This window comes from Paraburkholderia aspalathi (assembly GCF_900116445.1).
In the GTDB taxonomy this organism is placed as follows: Bacteria; Pseudomonadota; Gammaproteobacteria; order Burkholderiales; family Burkholderiaceae; genus Paraburkholderia; species Paraburkholderia aspalathi.
On the sequence record NZ_FPBH01000017.1, the window covers coordinates 49,748 to 65,512 of the forward strand.

Consider the following 15,765-nt stretch of genomic DNA (forward strand, 5'->3'; position numbering starts at 1 on the left):
GCGACCACGATGGTCTTTCCCCATCCCGTCGCAGGAGTTCATCGATGCACGCCGCTTCCTCTTCGTCGTCTTCATCCGCGCTTCGTCTGCCGGCCGCATTCCAGCGGCTCGCATGGTCGAATCTGGTCGCGCAATCCGCTGAGCAGATCAGCCTTGCCGCCGCGCCGCTCGTCGCCGTGTTCGCGCTCGGCGCCGGCGCACGCGAGACCGGTCTGCTGCAAACCGCGCAGACCTTGCCGTTCCTGTTGTTGTCGATTCCGCTCGGCGTATGGGCCGACCGCCGCTCGCGCCGCACGTTGATGACGCTCGCCGAAAGCGTGCGCGTGATCGCAATGTTGTGCGTGCTGCTGCTCCTGATGACGCATGCGCTGAGCTTGCCGCTGCTCGCCGCGCTCGGCTTCATTGCTGCGACCGGCACGGTTGCCTATAACGTCGCTGCGCCTTCGCTGGTGCCGTCGATCGTGCCGCGCGAGGCGTACGCCCAGGCCAACGGCCGGCTCGAACTGGCGCGCAGCGTCGCGTATTCGGCGGGACCGGCGCTCGGCGGACTGTTGGTCGGTTGGATCGGCGCGGGATGGGCGTATGGCTGCGCGGCCGGCCTATCGGCGCTGGCCGTCGTCTTGCTCGCGGGGCTGCGCGAACCGCTGCGAGCGGCTGCTCCCCAGCGTCACTTCCTGCTGGAACTGCGCGACGGTACGCGCTTCGTGCTGCGCGACGCGCTGCTGCGTCCGATGCTCGCCACCGCGATCTTCTTCAACCTCGGTTTCTTCGTGCTGCAGGCGGTGTATGTGCCGTACGCCGTGCATCGTTTGGGCTTGAGCGCTTCGATGGTCGGTGTGACGCTCGGCGCGTATGGCGTCGGCATGGTGTGCGGCGCGCTCGCTGCACCGGCCATCGCGCGGCGTCTCGCGTTCGGTCGCGTGCTGATCATCGGACCGTCGTGCGGTTTGCTCGCTTCGCTCGTGATGGTGGCGACGATCGTCACGCCGTCGTTCTGGCTCGCGATGCTGAGCTTCTTCCTGCTCGGCGCCGGACCGATTCTGTGGGTGGTCGGCTCGACCACGCTGCGTCAGGCGATCACACCTGAACGGATGATGGGTCGCGTCTCAGCGCTCAACAGCACCGCGACCTATGGCGCGCGGCCGCTGGGCGCGTTGCTCGGTGCGGCGATCAGTGCGCGCTGGGGGATGGACGCGTGTCTGGTCGCGGCTGCGGCGGCTTTTCTTGTGCAGGCGTTGATCATCGTCATGTCGCCGGCGGCGCGGCTCGCGCATATTCCTGAAGGCGCAGCAGTCGTCGTGCAATGAAAACTGATTTTCATTGGATGGCACGCGTCGCGTGCCAAGGCGGCTCCGAGCGTCCGTGAAAACCCTCGAAAATGAAAATGAATTTTTTTCGGCGAGATTTCTATGTAAATATACTTTCATGCATTTTGCTTACACCCCGAAGGAAGTCCTCTTTGAGGACAGTTACCAGGCCGCCTTGCTCGCATGATCCATCACTCGTCCGTTGCTTCGAACCTCGCCGAGCAGGCCATCGCCACGCGCATCGCTGCTGCGATGCCGACCCTCACGCCGATTCATCGGCGCATGGGCGAATACGTGCTGGCGAATCTGTTCCGTGCGGCGACCATGCGAATCGACGAACTGGCGAGTGTGGTCGGTGCGTCGGTGGCGACGGCGAATCGCTTCGCCCGCGCGCTCGGCTTCGACGGTTATCCGCAGTTTCGGGAAGCGCTTGTACGTGGCTTCGAAGCGACGCTCGCGCCGGTAGAGCGGCTGCGTAGCGCGCAGGAATCGCTTGCTTCCGGCGACGATGTGATTGACGCGTCGCTCGAACAGGCCGCAACCAATCTGCAATCCACTCGCTCAGCGATCGACAGCGCCGCCGCCGAGGCCGCCGTAGAAGCGATCATCTCCGCGCGTCGCGTCTTTGTGCTCGGCGCGGGTTCGAGCGCGTTCCTCGCCGGCTTGATGGAGCACGGCCTGATGCCGTATCACGACAACGTGCAGTCGCTCGCGTTAGTCGGCGGACCCTCGCATGCCGCGCGGCGTCTGTTCGCTTCGAATGAAGGCGATCTGGTGATCGGGATCGTGTTTCCGCGTTACGTCGAAGACACAATCGAACTTGCGCGGCGTGCGGCAAGTCGCGGGGCGCGCGTGCTCGCTTTGACCGACGGCCCGCGCTCGCCGCTCGCGCAATTCGCCGATCTCTCGCTCTATATCCGCTCTGAACGGCGACTTGCGGCCAATGCTGATGCCGCCGTGCTGGCCGTTATCGAAGCGCTGTGCGACGCGGTCGCCTACCGGGCGAAACGCTCGGTGAAGGCCGCGGCCGAAGTCACCGAATTCGTGCTGCCGTGGCTTACCGATCCGCAAGCTGCTGTCGCCAGCACAAGCGAGCAGTCTGTGAACGCTTCCACTCGCATTTCCCGCACTACCAAAGCCAAAAAATGAACCCCAACGCAGTCATTGCCATTCACGGCGGGGCAGGCACGATCCTTCGCGCGTCGATGTCGGCCAGCGCCGAAGCCGACTATCACGCTGCCTTGCACGCTGTGCTGAGCGCCGGACAGCGCGTACTCGCCGACGGCGGCAGCGCGCTCGACGCCGTTAGCGAAGCCGTCCGTCTGCTCGAAGACTGCCCGCTCTTCAACGCAGGCCGCGGCGCGGTCTACACAGCGGCCGGCACGCATGAACTCGACGCGGCCATCATGGACGGCAGCACGCTCGACGCCGGCGCAATCTGCTGCGTGACGCGCGTACGCAATCCGATTCTGGCAGCGCGCCGCGTACTCGAACGCAGCGAACACGTGCTGTTCACGGGCGCAGGCGCCGAAGCCTTCGCGGCCGCGCAAGGACTCGAATTCGTCGAGCCCGAGTATTTCCATACCGAAGCGCGTCATCGCCAATGGCAACTCGCACGCGGTCAGAAGCGCGCAATGCTCGATCATGACGGCGCGACGCTGGCCTCGGCGCCATCGTCGAGCGATGACGATCCCACGCCGCACGAGCCGATCGATCCGAATCGCAAATTCGGCACCGTCGGCGCGGTCGCGCTCGATCAGCATGGCCACATCGCGGCGGCGACATCGACGGGCGGCGTCACCAACAAGCAGGTGGGCCGGGTCGGCGATACGCCGCTGATCGGCGCGGGTTGCTACGCGGACGACGCGACCTGTGCGGTCTCGACCACCGGTTCTGGCGAGATGTTCATGCGCATGGTGGCCGCCTACGACGTGGCGGCGCAGATGGCGTACCGCAACGTCTCGCTCGAAGAAGCAGCGCAAGACGTGGTGATGAACCGCTTGCCGAAGATCGACGGACGCGGCGGTCTGATCGCCGTCGATGCACGCGGCAACGTCACGCTGCCGTTCAACACCGAGGGCATGTATCGCGGTTTCGCACGGATCGGCGAGTCGCCGGTGACGGCGATCTATCGCTGATGCGGTCTTGCTGCGTCGTCGCTCGAACTGCCGCTTGAGTTGTCGCTTAAGTTTTCGTTTGAATCACCGTTAGCCGCGTCCGAATCCAAAGGAACCATCGTGCCGACTTCATCGCACACCGCTCGTCCGCTTATCGAAACCTTGCCGCCGCAACGCGTGCTTGCGGTCGACAATCTGTCGGTCGCATTCCGCAGCGGCGACAAGACCGTCAACGCGGTGCGCAATCTCTCGCTGACGGTCGAGCGTGGCGAGACGCTGGCGATCGTCGGCGAATCGGGTTCAGGCAAATCGGTGACATCGCTCGCGTTGATGCGGCTGATCGAGCATGGCGGTGGGCGCCTTGCCGGCGGCAGCATCGCTTTCCGGCGCCGCGACGGCAGCGTGCTCGACCTCGCGAAAGCGTCGTCCGGCACGATGCGTTCGATTCGCGGCGCCGACATCGCGATGATCTTCCAGGAGCCGATGACCTCGCTCAATCCGGTGTTCACGGTCGGCGACCAGATCAGCGAAGCGATTGCCTTGCATCAAGGCAAGAGCCGTTCCGCCGCGCACGCCGAAACGCTGCGTCTGCTCGAACTCGTGCGCATTCCGGAAGCGCGCCGGGTGGCCGCACGTTTTCCGCATCAGCTGTCCGGCGGTATGCGTCAACGCGTGATGATCGCGATGGCGCTGTCGTGCAAGCCCGCACTACTGATTGCCGACGAGCCGACGACCGCGCTTGACGTCACGATCCAGGCGCAGATCCTGCAATTGATTCGCGGCTTGCAGGACGAGATGAACATGGGCGTGATCTTCATCACGCACGACATGGGTGTGGTGGCCGAGGTGGCCGATCGCGTGCTGGTGATGTATCGCGGCGAGAAAGTGGAAGAGGGGGCGTCGGATACGCTGTTCGCCGCGCCGTCGCATCCTTATACGAAAGCATTGCTTGCGGCGGTCCCGCGCCTTGGCGCGATGCAGGGCACCGATCAGCCCGCCAAGTTTCCGATTCTGACCGTCGAGCAGGCGGCGCTGACCGGCACCGACGATGCCGTTCGTCCGGCAGCCGCCGTCGCACAAGAAACCCAACCGTTGATCCACGACAGCACGCCGCCGATTCTGCGCGTGCGCGATCTGGTCACGCGCTTTCCGGTCAAGAGCGGCGTGTTCGGGCGTTTGACCGGCCGCGTGCATGCGGTCGAAAAAGTCAGCTTCGATCTGCGCCCGGGTGAAACGCTCGCGCTGGTCGGCGAATCGGGTTGCGGTAAATCGACGACGGGCCGTTCATTGCTGCGCCTCGTCGAAAGCCGGAGCGGCTCGATCGAATTCGACGGCAAGGAAATCAGCTCGCTCACCGGCCCTGCGTTGCAAGCGTTGCGCCGCAATATCCAGTTTATTTTTCAGGACCCGTTCGCTTCGCTGAATCCGCGCTTGACGGTCGGCTTCTCGATCATGGAGCCGCTGCTCGTGCACGGCGTCGCTCAAGGCGCCGAAGCACAAGCGCGCGTGGCGTGGCTGCTCGAAAAGGTCGGACTGCCGCGCGAAGCTGCAGGCCGCTATCCGCACGAATTTTCAGGCGGACAACGTCAACGCATCGCGATTGCGCGTGCGCTGGCATTGAATCCGAAAGTCGTCATCGCCGACGAATCCGTCTCCGCACTGGACGTCTCCGTGCAGGCGCAGATCGTCAACCTGATGCTCGATCTGCAACGCGAACTGGGCGTTGCGTATCTGTTCATTTCGCATGACATGGCGGTGGTGGAGCGTGTCAGCCATCGCGTGGCGGTGATGTATCTCGGCCAGATCGTCGAGATCGGCCCGCGCCGCGCGGTGTTCGAAGCGCCGCAGCACCCGTACACGAAGAAGCTGATGGGCGCGGTGCCGGTCGCCGATCCGGCGCGCCGTCACGCGAAACGCATGCTCGCCGCCGATGAGATTCCGAGCCCGATCCACGCGCTAAACGACGAACCGGTCGTGGCGCCGCTGATTGCGGTCGGACCGGATCATTTCGTGGCCCAGCATCGGGTCGGGGGCGCTTACTAGGCGCGATAGACGCCGCGTACCCGTGCGCAGAACTGAACCACGCACTAAGCCTGAAGCAAAAACCATTTTCTCTCGCAGCACATAACCCTGTTTCAATTCGCAGCCTGGAGCCAACCTCATGAACCTGCTGGTCCCGTCTTCTCCGTTTCGTTTGCGCGCGCTGGTCAGCGGTGGCGCGGTGGTGTTCGCGATGCTCGCGGGCAGTGTGGCGCACGCCGATACCACGGCCGTGATGGCTGTTGCGTCGACCTTCACGACGCTCGATCCATACGATGCGAACGACACGCTGTCGCAAGCCGTCGCCAAGTCGTTCTATCAAGGCCTGTTCGGTTTCGACAAGGACATGAAGCTGGTCAACGTGCTAGCCGATAGCTACGAAGCGAGTCCGGATGCCAAGGTCTACACGTTCAAGCTGCGTCACGGCGTGAAGTTCCAGGACGGTACCGACTTCAACGCAGCGGCCGTGAAAGCGAACTTCGACCGCGTGACCGATCCGGCGAACAAGCTCAAGCGCTACAACATGTTCAACCGCATCGAGAAGACCGAAGTGGTCGACCCGTACACGGTGAAGATCACCTTGAAGGCGCCGTTCTCGGCGTTCGTCAACGTACTGGCGCATCCGTCGGCGGTGATGATTTCGCCTGACGCGCTGAAGAAGTACGGCAAGGACATCGCGTTCCATCCGGTCGGCACAGGTCCGTTCGAACTGGTGAAATGGGACCCGGCTGGCGACCTGACCGTGAAGAAGTTCGCGGGTTACTGGAAGAAGGGCTACCCGAAGGTCGATGTGATCGACTGGAAACCGGTGGTCGACAACAACACACGTGCTGCGTTGATGCGCACCGGTGAAGCGGACTTCGCGTTCCAGGTGCCGTTCGAACAGGCGGCGCAATTGCAGTCGAGCCCGAAGGTCGATCTGATTGCTTCGCCGTCGATCATCCAGCGCTATATCAGCATGAACGTCAACCAGAAGCCGTTCGACAATCCGAAAGTGCGTGAAGCGCTGAACTACGCGGTCAATAAGGATGCGCTGATCAAGGTCGCGTTTGCCGGGTACGCGACGCCGGCTGAGGGCGTGGTGCCGCAAGGCGTTGAGTACGCGACGAAGCTCGGCCCCTGGCCGTACGATCCGGCGAAGGCGCGTGAGTTGCTGAAGGAAGCGGGCTATCCGAACGGTTTCGAAACGACGCTGTGGTCCGCGTATAACTACTCGACCGCACAGAAGGTGATTCAGTTCGTGCAGCAGCAACTCGCGCAAGTCGGCATCAAGGCGCAGGTCGAAGCACTCGAAGCGGGTCAACGCGTCGCCAAGGTGGAAAGCGCGCAGGACCCGGCAACCGCTCCTGTGCGCATGTACTACGCGGGCTGGTCGTCGTCGACGGGTGAAGCGGACTGGGCGATTACGCCGCTGCTCGGATCGGTCTCATTCCCGCCGAAGATGGTCAACACCGCGTACTACAAGAACGACACGGTCGATACCGATCTGAAGCAGGCGCTCGAAACCACCGACCGCACGCAGAAGGCCGCGCTCTACACCGACGCGCAAAAACGCATCTGGGCCGACGCGCCGTGGATCTTCCTCGTTAAGGAAAAGGTCGTGTTCGCGCGCAGCAAGCGCTTGTCGGGCGCCTATGTCGCGCCGGACGGCTCGTTCAATTTCGACGAGATCGCGATCAAGTGATGAGCCGACCGTTCGGCGCCGTGTGTTCTTCACGAACGCACGGGCCGGACAGTCGCGTACTGCTCTGAAAGATCTTTCGTTGCCCGCATCATTGCCGGATTGGGTTTCATGCTGAACTTCCTCGTCAAACGTATCTTTGGCCTGCTGCCGACGCTCTTCATCGTCGCCGTGCTGGTGTTCCTGTTCGTGCATCTGTTGCCCGGTGATCCGGCGCGTCTCGCGGCCGGTCCTGAAGCGGATGAGGCGACCGTTGCGCTGGTGCGTGCCGATCTCGGTCTCGATAAACCGATGCCGCAGCAATTCGCCAACTTCTTCGTGAAGATCGCGCACGGCGACTTCGGCACGTCCACGCGCAGCAAGCGGCCGGTCAGCCAGGAAATCGGCGAGCGCTTCATGCCGACGTTGTTGCTCACGCTCGCGAGCATGGTGTGGGCGGTGGTGCTCGGCATGGGGATCGGCATCGTCTCGGCGGTGTGGCGCAATCGCTGGCCGGACCGGCTCGGCATGACGCTCGCGGTGTCGGGTATTTCGTTTCCCGCGTTCGCGCTCGGCATGCTGCTGATGGAAATCTTTTCGGTGAAGCTCGGCTGGCTGCCGATCGTTGGCGACGGGTCGTGGAAGAGCTACGTGCTGCCTTCGCTCACGCTTGGCGCGGCGGTCGCGGCGGTGATGGCGCGCTTCACGCGTGCTTCGTTCGTCGAAGTGATGAATGAAGATTTCGTGCGCACCGCACGCGCCAAGGGCGTGCCCGAACGGCTCGTCATCATCAAACACTGCTTGCGCAACGCAATGATTCCCGTCATTACGATGATGGGGCTGCAATTCGGCTTTCTGCTGGGCGGCTCGATCGTGGTCGAAGTGGTATTCAACTGGCCGGGGCTCGGGCGCCTGCTGGTGGATGCCGTGGCGATGCGCGACTATCCGGTGATTCAGGCGGAAGTGCTGTTGTTCTCGCTTGAGTTCATCATCATCAACCTGGTTGTGGACGTGCTGTACGCCGTCATCAACCCGACCATCCGTTTCAAGTGAGGCCCGCATGAGCATCTCAGCCACCGAGGCGAATGCGGCCAAGGCCGCTCTCGTAGAAAACGCGATCCGCACACCGTGGAGTGAATTCTGGCGCAAATTCCGCAAGCAGCATGTGGCGCTGGGCGCCGGTATTTTCGTGCTGCTGCTGGTTGCGGTTGCGATTCTCGCGCCGCATATCGTGCCGTACGATCCGGAAAATTTCTTCGACTACGACGCGTTGAACGCGGGGCCATCGGCCGCGCACTGGTTCGGTGTCGATTCGCTGGGCCGCGATATTTTCAGTCGCATTCTGGCGGGTTCGCGTATTTCGCTCGAGGCCGGTTTCCTGTCGGTGGCGATCGGTGCGGTGATCGGTACGTTCTTCGGTTTGCTGGCCGGTTACTACGAAGGCTGGTGGGACCGCATCACGATGCGTGTTGCCGATGTGCTGTTTGCCTTCCCCGGCATTCTGCTGGCGATCGGTGTGGTCGCGATTCTCGGCAACGGCATGATCAATGTGATCTGCGCGGTGGCGATTTTCAGCATCCCGGCGTTTGCGCGGCTCGTGCGCGGCAATACGCTGATGCTTAAGCAACTGACCTATATCGAAGCGGCGCGCAGCATCGGCGCATCGGATTGGACCATCATCGTGCGGCATATTCTGCCGGGGACGATTTCGTCGATCGTGGTGTACTTCACGATGCGGATCGGTACGTCGATTATCACGGCGGCGAGCCTGTCGTTTCTCGGACTCGGCGCGCAGCCGCCGATGCCGGAGTGGGGCGCGATGCTCAACGAAGCGCGCGCGGATATGGTCACCGCGCCGCATATCGCGCTGTTTCCGAGTCTGGCGATTTTCCTCACCGTGCTCGCATTCAATCTGCTCGGCGACGGTTTGCGCGATGCGCTCGATCCGAAGCTTGACCGGCCATGAGTTTTACCGAAACTGCCGATGAGAACGCACCGCATATCGGCGTGTTACCAAGCGGCCCACGTGGCACGATTGCCGACGTAGAAGGCGTGACGGTCGGACATTGCACGCTGGATGAAGGCGTTGTGCAAACCGGCGTGACCGTGATTCGCCCGCATCGTGGCGATCCTTTTGTGAGCAAGGTGCCTGCTGCGGCTTCTGTGATCAACGGATTTGGAAAGAGCATTGGGCTCGTGCAGGTTGAGGAGCTCGGCCTGCTGGAGACGCCCATTGCGCTGACCAATACCTTTGGCGTCGCTGCTGTCGCACAAGCTCAGATTCGTGCGGCTATTCAAGGCAATCCTAAAATCGGACGCGAATGGTCGACGGTCAATCCGCTGGCGTTCGAATGTAATGATGGATACCTGAACGATATTCAGGCTTTAGCGGTAAGCGAACGGCATTACAGCGACGCGTATGAGGCGGCAAGCGTCGACGTTGCGAGCGGTTCGGTTGGCGCAGGCCGCGGTATGTCTTGCTTCGATCTGAAGGGTGGTATCGGCAATGCGTCGCGTGTTGTTGAGGTAGCAGGGCAGACTTATACGGTCGGCGCGCTGGTGCTGGCGAACTTTGGTCGCCTGCCGATGCTGACGATCGACGGCACGCCGCTCGGTCGTGTGCTCGCAGAACGCGCTGCCAAAGCTGTCGCCGCCGGCGCGGCGACCTTAGCAACATCGGAGAGCGCAGAGACCTCGGTGAACTCAGCGGCCTCAACGACATCAGCGCCACACTCAAAACCCGAACAAGGCTCGATCATCATGATCGTCGCCACCGACGCGCCGCTCGACGCTCGTGAACTCAAACGTCTGTCATTGCGCGCCGCGGCCGGTCTTGCACGAACCGGGTCGGTGTACGGCCACGGCAGCGGCGACATCGCGTTGGCGTTTTCGACCGCCTACACCGTGCCGCACGAATCCGACTTCGTCGCCTTACCGCCCATACTCGCCGACGCACGCCTCGATCCGCTATTCCGTGCCTGCGCGGACAGCGTCGAGCAAGCGATCGTCGATGCGCTATGGAGCGCCACGTCTGTGACCGGTCGCGACGGCCATCGTCGCCTGTCGCTGCACGACACCGCACCCGATCTCGCTCAACTTCTCAAGTAATCTTCCTGATGAAAGTCCTGATTTCCGTCGACATCGAAGGCGTGGCCGGCGTGTTCCATCCTGAACAAACGCGCGCGGGCAACGGCGAATACGAAGCCGCGCGCCGCTGGATGACGCTCGAAGCCAACGCCGCAATCGAAGGGGCGTTCGCGGGCGGCGCAACGCACGTGTGGGTCAACGATTCGCATGGCGGCTTTCGCAACCTGCTGCCCGATCTGCTCGATGCGCGTGCCCAGATCGTGCTCGGCAAACCACGCACGCTTGGCATGATGGCTGGCCTTGAATACGGCGCGGCGCTGGTGTTCATGATCGGCTATCACGCGAGGTCGCAAACGCACGGCATCCTCGCGCACACGATCAACAGCTTCGCGTTTGCGCGTGTCTCGCTAAACGGCGTCGAAGTCGGCGAGGCAGGGTTGTATGGAGCGCTGGCAGAAGAATATGGCGCACAGGTAGCGCTTTTATCCGGCGACGATGTATTCGCCGAGGAAACTGCGCCGCGTTTTCCGGGCGCACGTTTTGTTGTCACCAAGAGCGCGACGGGGCATGCGAGCGGCGTCACGCAAACACCGGCAAGCGCTCGCGATGCGATCGAAAGTGCCGCGCGCGAAGTGGTGCGGCATTACATCGACAAGGGTCATGCGCCGCAAGCCACGCGCGCTGCCACGAAGCCCGTCGAATGCGAGCTGCGCGTGCAAACTACCGCGCTCGCCGATCTGTTCTGCCAATGGCCGACGCTCACGCGTGTCGACGCCGTCACGTTGCGTTTTAGTGCGGAGTCTGCCGAACATGCGGTGCGCATGCTGAACTGCCTGTCGGCGATGTCGTTCATGCTGCGCTGAACCGTGTGACGGAAGGCGTGACCGGCGACAGCCTACTGTTGCCGGCTCAGCTCCCGCGCAGCCCGATCGATCACATCGGCAACCGCCCCCGCATGCGACACCGGCACGAGATGGCTCGATGAGATCGGCACGATCTTCGCACCCATCCGGTTGGCCATGAACTGTTCGACTTCAGGCGATATCGCGCGATCCCTCGTCGTCACGATGTACCACGAAGGCTTTTCTCTCCACGCCACCTGGCTGACCGTTTCGCTGAAGGCCCTGGCAGAGATCGGCTGTTGCGCGGCGGAGAGCACGCGCGTCAGATTCTCGGGCACGTCGGCGGCGAAGTCGGCGTGGTATTTGCTGCGGTCAAGCCAAAGAAAGCCTGTGGAATCCGCGGTGATGGCTTGACCCGCTGGCGCCGGCGCCGCGCGTTTCATCAGGTCCATTGTCGATTCGTGCAGGTCCGGTGCAATCGCCGCCACATAGACGAGACCGGCGACGTTCGGCGCGTTCGCGCCCGCTTCGGTGATCACGACACCGCCCCATGAATGTCCTACGAGGATGGTCGGGCCATCCTGACGCGCGAGAACGCGGCGGGTGGCGGCGACGTCGTCGGCGAGCGACGTGAGCGGGTTCTGCACCGAACTCACGTGATAACCCTTCTGCTGCAATTTCGCGACGACACCGTTCCAGCTCGACCCGTCGACGAACGCGCCATGAACCAGCACGACGTTGCGCACGGGGCCGGTTATCGGCGCTGCGGGAGGTTTGGCGGCGGTCGCTTTTGGAGTGGCAGGCGTGGGGACGGCGGCGGGAGTCGCAGGCATTGCGGCCGGCGCCGCGGGCGGCTCCGGTGCTTCCGGTGCGCTCGATTCCATGCCCGGCATGTCGGCCGGCTCGGCGGCGGGTTCTGCCGTGGGCGCCGCGGTTTGCGCGAGGGCACCCGCCGCAGCGAAGCAGAGACACAAAGCAGCGGCGCAAAGCAAACGTTTGGGCGACATGTTGAATCTCCGAAGGCAAAAACCTCGACTAGGGCAACATACAGAAGCCCCACGCCAGTGACAATCACTATCCTCGCCGTTAAGTGCGGCGCAGAACCAAGCGCGGGTTGCTCCCAGTATTTAGGTAATATCGGCCGCGGTAAAATTTCAGGTTCTGCCGGGGCAGACCATAAGTCTGATCGGGCGATCGATATCCATACACTGGGGCGCAATTTTGAATAGTGCACAGCAGCAAGACGGCCTGAAGCGCGGGCTCAAAAATCGTCATATCCAGCTGATCGCGCTGGGCGGGGCGATCGGCACCGGCCTGTTTCTCGGCTCCGCCAGCGTGTTGAAGGCCGCCGGCCCGTCGATGATTCTCGGCTACGCGATCGGCGGCATCATCGCGTTCATGATCATGCGCCAACTCGGCGAAATGGTCGCGCAGGAACCGGTTGCCGGTTCGTTCAGCCACTTCGCGTACAAGTATTGGGGTGATTTCCCCGGCTTTCTGTCCGGCTGGAACTACTGGGTGCTGTACGTGCTCGTGAGCATGGCCGAGCTGACCGCTGTTGGCACCTACGTGCACTACTGGTGGCCGGGCGTGCCTACGTGGATATCGGCGCTGGTGTGCTTCGCCGTCATCAACGCAATCAATCTCGCCAACGTCAAAGCGTACGGCGAAACGGAATTCTGGTTTGCGATCATCAAGGTAGTGGCGGTGATCGGCATGATCCTGTTCGGCGGCTATCTGCTGATCAGCGGCCATGGTGGTCCGCAAGCATCGATCACCAATCTCTGGGCCGACGGCGGCTTTTTCCCGCACGGCTTTCATGGCCTGTTCATGATGCTCGCGGTCATCATGTTTTCGTTCGGCGGGCTCGAGTTGATCGGCATTACGGCTGCTGAAGCGGCCGATCCGCAAAAGAGCATTCCGAAGGCCGTGAATCAGGTGATCTACCGGATTCTGATTTTCTACATCTGCTCGCTGGCGGTACTGCTCTCGTTGTATCCGTGGAATCAGGTCGCGGCCGGTGGCAGCCCGTTCGTGTTGATCTTCTCGCAGATCGGCTCGACGTTGACGGCGAACATCCTCAACGTGGTGGTGTTGACTGCGGCGCTGTCGGTCTACAACAGCGGCGTGTATGCGAATAGCCGCATGCTCTACGGTCTCGCGGAACAGGGCAACGCACCGCGCGCGCTGATGAAGGTCGACCGGCGCGGCGTGCCCTATATGGCGATTGGTTTGTCGGCGCTCGCCACGTTCACCTGCGTGATCATCAACTATCTGATTCCGGCCGAAGCGCTTGGCCTGCTGATGGCGCTGGTGGTGGCCGCGCTGGTGCTGAACTGGGCGCTGATCAGCCTGACGCATCTGAAGTCGCGCAAGGCGATGGTGGCGGCGGGCGAGACGCTCGTGTTCAAGTCGTTCTGGTTCCCAGTCAGCAACTGGATCTGCCTCGCTTTCATGGCGCTGATCCTCGTGATTCTGGCAATGACGCCGGGCCTGTCGGTTTCGGTATGGCTCGTGCCCGCGTGGCTGGTCGTGATGTGGCTTGGCTACATGTTCAAGCGCCGGCGTGCAGCGACGCATGGTGGCGCACAGGTGGCAGGGCGGTAAGGCGGGGAGTGGGCACCGGCGCCATTGGCGTCGGAGCGCTCAATGTCGAGAAGAGCTTCAATATGCGGCCGAACGTCACATATTGCTTAAGCAATTATTGCCTAAGCTGATAAGTGCAATGTCGCACGTCAGGAGCCGAATATGAACACCACCATCGAACACGACGCACGTCTGGAATTGTTGCTGTCGATCGCGCATGAAACGCTCGGCATCGCGACGTTCGAACTGAGCGGCAAGCCGAGCGCCGATTTACGCATCGTGCGTGTCGATAGTCTCGCGCGAGCGCTGGAAGCGGCCTACGATGCCGGCCTCATGGTCGGTCATCGAGTGAGCTCGAATAAATGTCCGGCTGACCATCTTCAGTAGTGCGCTTTAGCCGCTTCGCAGAAGACAACAAAAAACCCCGCGCAGCATGACTGGGCGGGGTTTTCTGATCTTTATACGGTACTGCTGGAATTTCTTTTGGTGCCCAGGGCCGGAATCGAACCGGCACGCCTTGCGGCGGGGGATTTTGAGTCCCCTGCGTCTACCAATTTCACCACCTGGGCAGGTCTTGCAGCGCACGCGCCAGAGTATATGGCTCGCGGCGAAGACGCAGATTATGGCGGAAAATTCGACGACGGGCAAGCCGGTCGCTTTCTTCGCATACCCAGCCGTCAAACCGTGCGTGAAAATCGTTCGAGCGCCTGCTGACCGAGATAGCGGTCGAACACCATCGCGATGTTGCGCACGAGCATGCGTCCGGCCATCCGCACTTCGAGCTTGCTGTTGCTTACCGACACCAGCCCGTCCTGCTCGAAGCCTCGCAAGCGCTCCAGTTCCGGTTCGAACGTGTCGGCAAAGCGGATGCCGTACGCGGCTTCGAATTCGTCGAAGCGCAGTTCCAGATTGCACATCAATTGCGTGATCACATCGCGACGCAGACGGTCGTCCGCAGTGAGGCGCACGCCGCGTGTGATCGCGAGCTTGCCCGCATCGATTGCCGCGGCGTAGTCCGGCAGGTCCTTGATGTTCTGCGCGTACACGTCGCCGACTTTACCGATCGACGACGCGCCGAAGCCGATCAGGTCGCATTCCGCTCGCGTGCTGTACCCCTGGAAATTCCGATGCAACGTGCGCTGCGCTTGTGTGCGCGCGAGTTCGTCGGTGGGCAGCGCGAAGTGATCCATGCCGATGTAGACGTAGCCCGCGTCGGTCAGACGCTCGACCACCCTTTGCAGGATCGCAAGGCGCACGGCAGGTGAGGGTAGCGTGGCCTCATCCATCTGCCGTTGCATCTTGAATAGCTGTGGCATGTGCGCATACGCGAACACCGAAAGACGATCGGGTGCGAGTGCGATCATCGTGTCGAGTGTGCGGCTGAAGCTATCGACCGTTTGATGCGGCAGTCCGTAAATCAGATCGACTCCGATCGAGTGGTAGCTCGTATCACGCGCGGCTTGCATCACCGACGCAGTCATCTCGAGCGGCTGAATGCGATTGATCGCCTGCTGCACCACCGGATCGAAATCCTGTACACCGAGACTGAGCCGGTTGAAGCCGAGCGTGCGCAAATGTGTAATGGTCTCGGGCGACGCTTCGCGCGGATCGACTTCGATCGAATATTCGCCTTCAGTATCGGGCAGCAACGTGAAGTGCTCGCGCGCTGCGGCCATGAGTTCCGCCATTTCATCGTGCGACAGAAACGTGGGCGTGCCGCCGCCCCAGTGCAATTGCGAAACGGGGCGTCGCGTGTCGAAACACGTGGCCTGCAAAGCCATTTCACGCTTCAGATGCTCGACATAGGGACGCGCGTGCGCGCGGTTCTTTGTGGCGACCTTGTTGCAACCGCAGTAGAAGCACACGGTGTCGCAAAAGGGGATGTGGAAGTACAGCGAGAGATCGGTGGCAGAGGAGCCTGGGTCCGCCGCGGCGCGCAGATAGTCGGCGGGATCGAAATCGTCGCGGAACTGCAAGGCCGTTGGATAGGACGTATACCGTGGACCGTTCGCGCTGTATTTGGTGAGCAGGTCGGGGCGGAATAGCGTGTTGGCGGTGGTCATGGGGCGCTCGGGTTTGACGGCCACCCTTGAAGAGGCACGAGCCGGAGGATTCTCGGGACCGGT

The 15,765-nt window shown here is 62.3% G+C and carries 13 protein-coding genes and 1 tRNA gene; 11 read left to right on the forward strand and 3 right to left on the reverse strand.

Annotated features, from left to right (window positions below; translation table 11 throughout):
* Window positions 1-44: 44 nt before the first annotated feature.
* From BM438_RS24070 to BM438_RS24110, 9 genes are all read left to right on the forward strand, one after another.
* Entirely contained in the window at window positions 45-1,307 is a 1,263-nt protein-coding gene (locus BM438_RS24070; RefSeq protein WP_093638941.1) for an MFS transporter, read from the forward strand.
* Window positions 1,308-1,490: 183 nt separating this feature from the next.
* Window positions 1,491-2,456: a MurR/RpiR family transcriptional regulator gene (locus BM438_RS24075; protein WP_093638944.1), complete on the forward strand. Its 966-nt coding sequence runs from the start codon at window positions 1,491-1,493 to the stop codon at window positions 2,454-2,456.
* Window positions 2,453-3,445 (forward strand): isoaspartyl peptidase/L-asparaginase family protein, encoded by a 993-nt coding sequence (locus BM438_RS24080; protein ID WP_093638947.1) that lies wholly within the window; start codon window positions 2,453-2,455, stop codon window positions 3,443-3,445. Before BM438_RS24075 ends, BM438_RS24080 begins: the two co-directional genes overlap by 4 nt.
* Before the next feature lie 99 nt (window positions 3,446-3,544).
* Window positions 3,545-5,467 carry a dipeptide ABC transporter ATP-binding protein gene (locus BM438_RS24085; RefSeq protein ID WP_093638950.1) on the forward strand — a complete coding sequence of 641 codons (1,923 nt, stop codon included), beginning with the start codon at window positions 3,545-3,547 and terminating at the stop codon, window positions 5,465-5,467.
* A gap of 118 nt (window positions 5,468-5,585) precedes the next feature.
* On the forward strand, window positions 5,586-7,148 hold the full coding sequence (gsiB, locus tag BM438_RS24090) for a glutathione ABC transporter substrate-binding protein GsiB (RefSeq protein ID WP_093638953.1): 1,563 nt from the start codon (window positions 5,586-5,588) through the stop codon (window positions 7,146-7,148).
* Between the two features lie 108 nt (window positions 7,149-7,256).
* Window positions 7,257-8,177, forward strand: a complete 921-nt coding sequence (gene gsiC, locus BM438_RS24095; protein WP_054037376.1) for a glutathione ABC transporter permease GsiC — start codon at window positions 7,257-7,259, stop codon at window positions 8,175-8,177.
* A gap of 7 nt (window positions 8,178-8,184) precedes the next feature.
* Entirely contained in the window at window positions 8,185-9,090 is a 906-nt protein-coding gene (gsiD, locus tag BM438_RS24100) for a glutathione ABC transporter permease GsiD (RefSeq protein WP_054037373.1), read from the forward strand.
* On the forward strand, window positions 9,087-10,232 hold the full coding sequence (locus BM438_RS24105) for a DmpA family aminopeptidase (RefSeq protein ID WP_093638956.1): 1,146 nt from the start codon (window positions 9,087-9,089) through the stop codon (window positions 10,230-10,232). Before gsiD ends, BM438_RS24105 begins: the two co-directional genes overlap by 4 nt.
* 8 nt (window positions 10,233-10,240) lie before the next feature.
* Window positions 10,241-11,074, forward strand: coding sequence for a M55 family metallopeptidase (locus BM438_RS24110; protein ID WP_093638959.1), 834 nt, complete (start codon window positions 10,241-10,243; stop codon window positions 11,072-11,074).
* A gap of 32 nt (window positions 11,075-11,106) precedes the next feature.
* Here BM438_RS24110 and BM438_RS24115 read toward each other — a convergent pair whose 3' ends face one another.
* On the reverse strand, window positions 11,107-12,060 hold the full coding sequence (locus BM438_RS24115) for an alpha/beta fold hydrolase (RefSeq protein WP_093638962.1): 954 nt from the start codon (window positions 12,058-12,060) through the stop codon (window positions 11,107-11,109).
* Between the two features lie 214 nt (window positions 12,061-12,274).
* Between BM438_RS24115 and BM438_RS24120 the strand changes: the two genes are divergently transcribed.
* Both BM438_RS24120 and BM438_RS24125 read left to right on the forward strand, forming a co-directional pair.
* Window positions 12,275-13,660, forward strand: coding sequence for an amino acid permease (locus BM438_RS24120; protein WP_093638965.1), 1,386 nt, complete (start codon window positions 12,275-12,277; stop codon window positions 13,658-13,660).
* A gap of 141 nt (window positions 13,661-13,801) precedes the next feature.
* On the forward strand, window positions 13,802-14,026 hold the full coding sequence (locus tag BM438_RS24125) for a DUF6900 domain-containing protein (protein ID WP_093638969.1): 225 nt from the start codon (window positions 13,802-13,804) through the stop codon (window positions 14,024-14,026).
* A gap of 97 nt (window positions 14,027-14,123) precedes the next feature.
* Here the strand turns inward: BM438_RS24125 and BM438_RS24130 are convergent.
* Both BM438_RS24130 and hemN read right to left on the reverse strand, forming a co-directional pair.
* A tRNA-Leu gene (locus tag BM438_RS24130) sits at window positions 14,124-14,208 on the reverse strand.
* A gap of 108 nt (window positions 14,209-14,316) precedes the next feature.
* Entirely contained in the window at window positions 14,317-15,702 is a 1,386-nt protein-coding gene (gene hemN / locus BM438_RS24135; protein ID WP_093638972.1) for an oxygen-independent coproporphyrinogen III oxidase, read from the reverse strand.
* Between the last annotated feature and the right edge of the window lie 63 nt (window positions 15,703-15,765).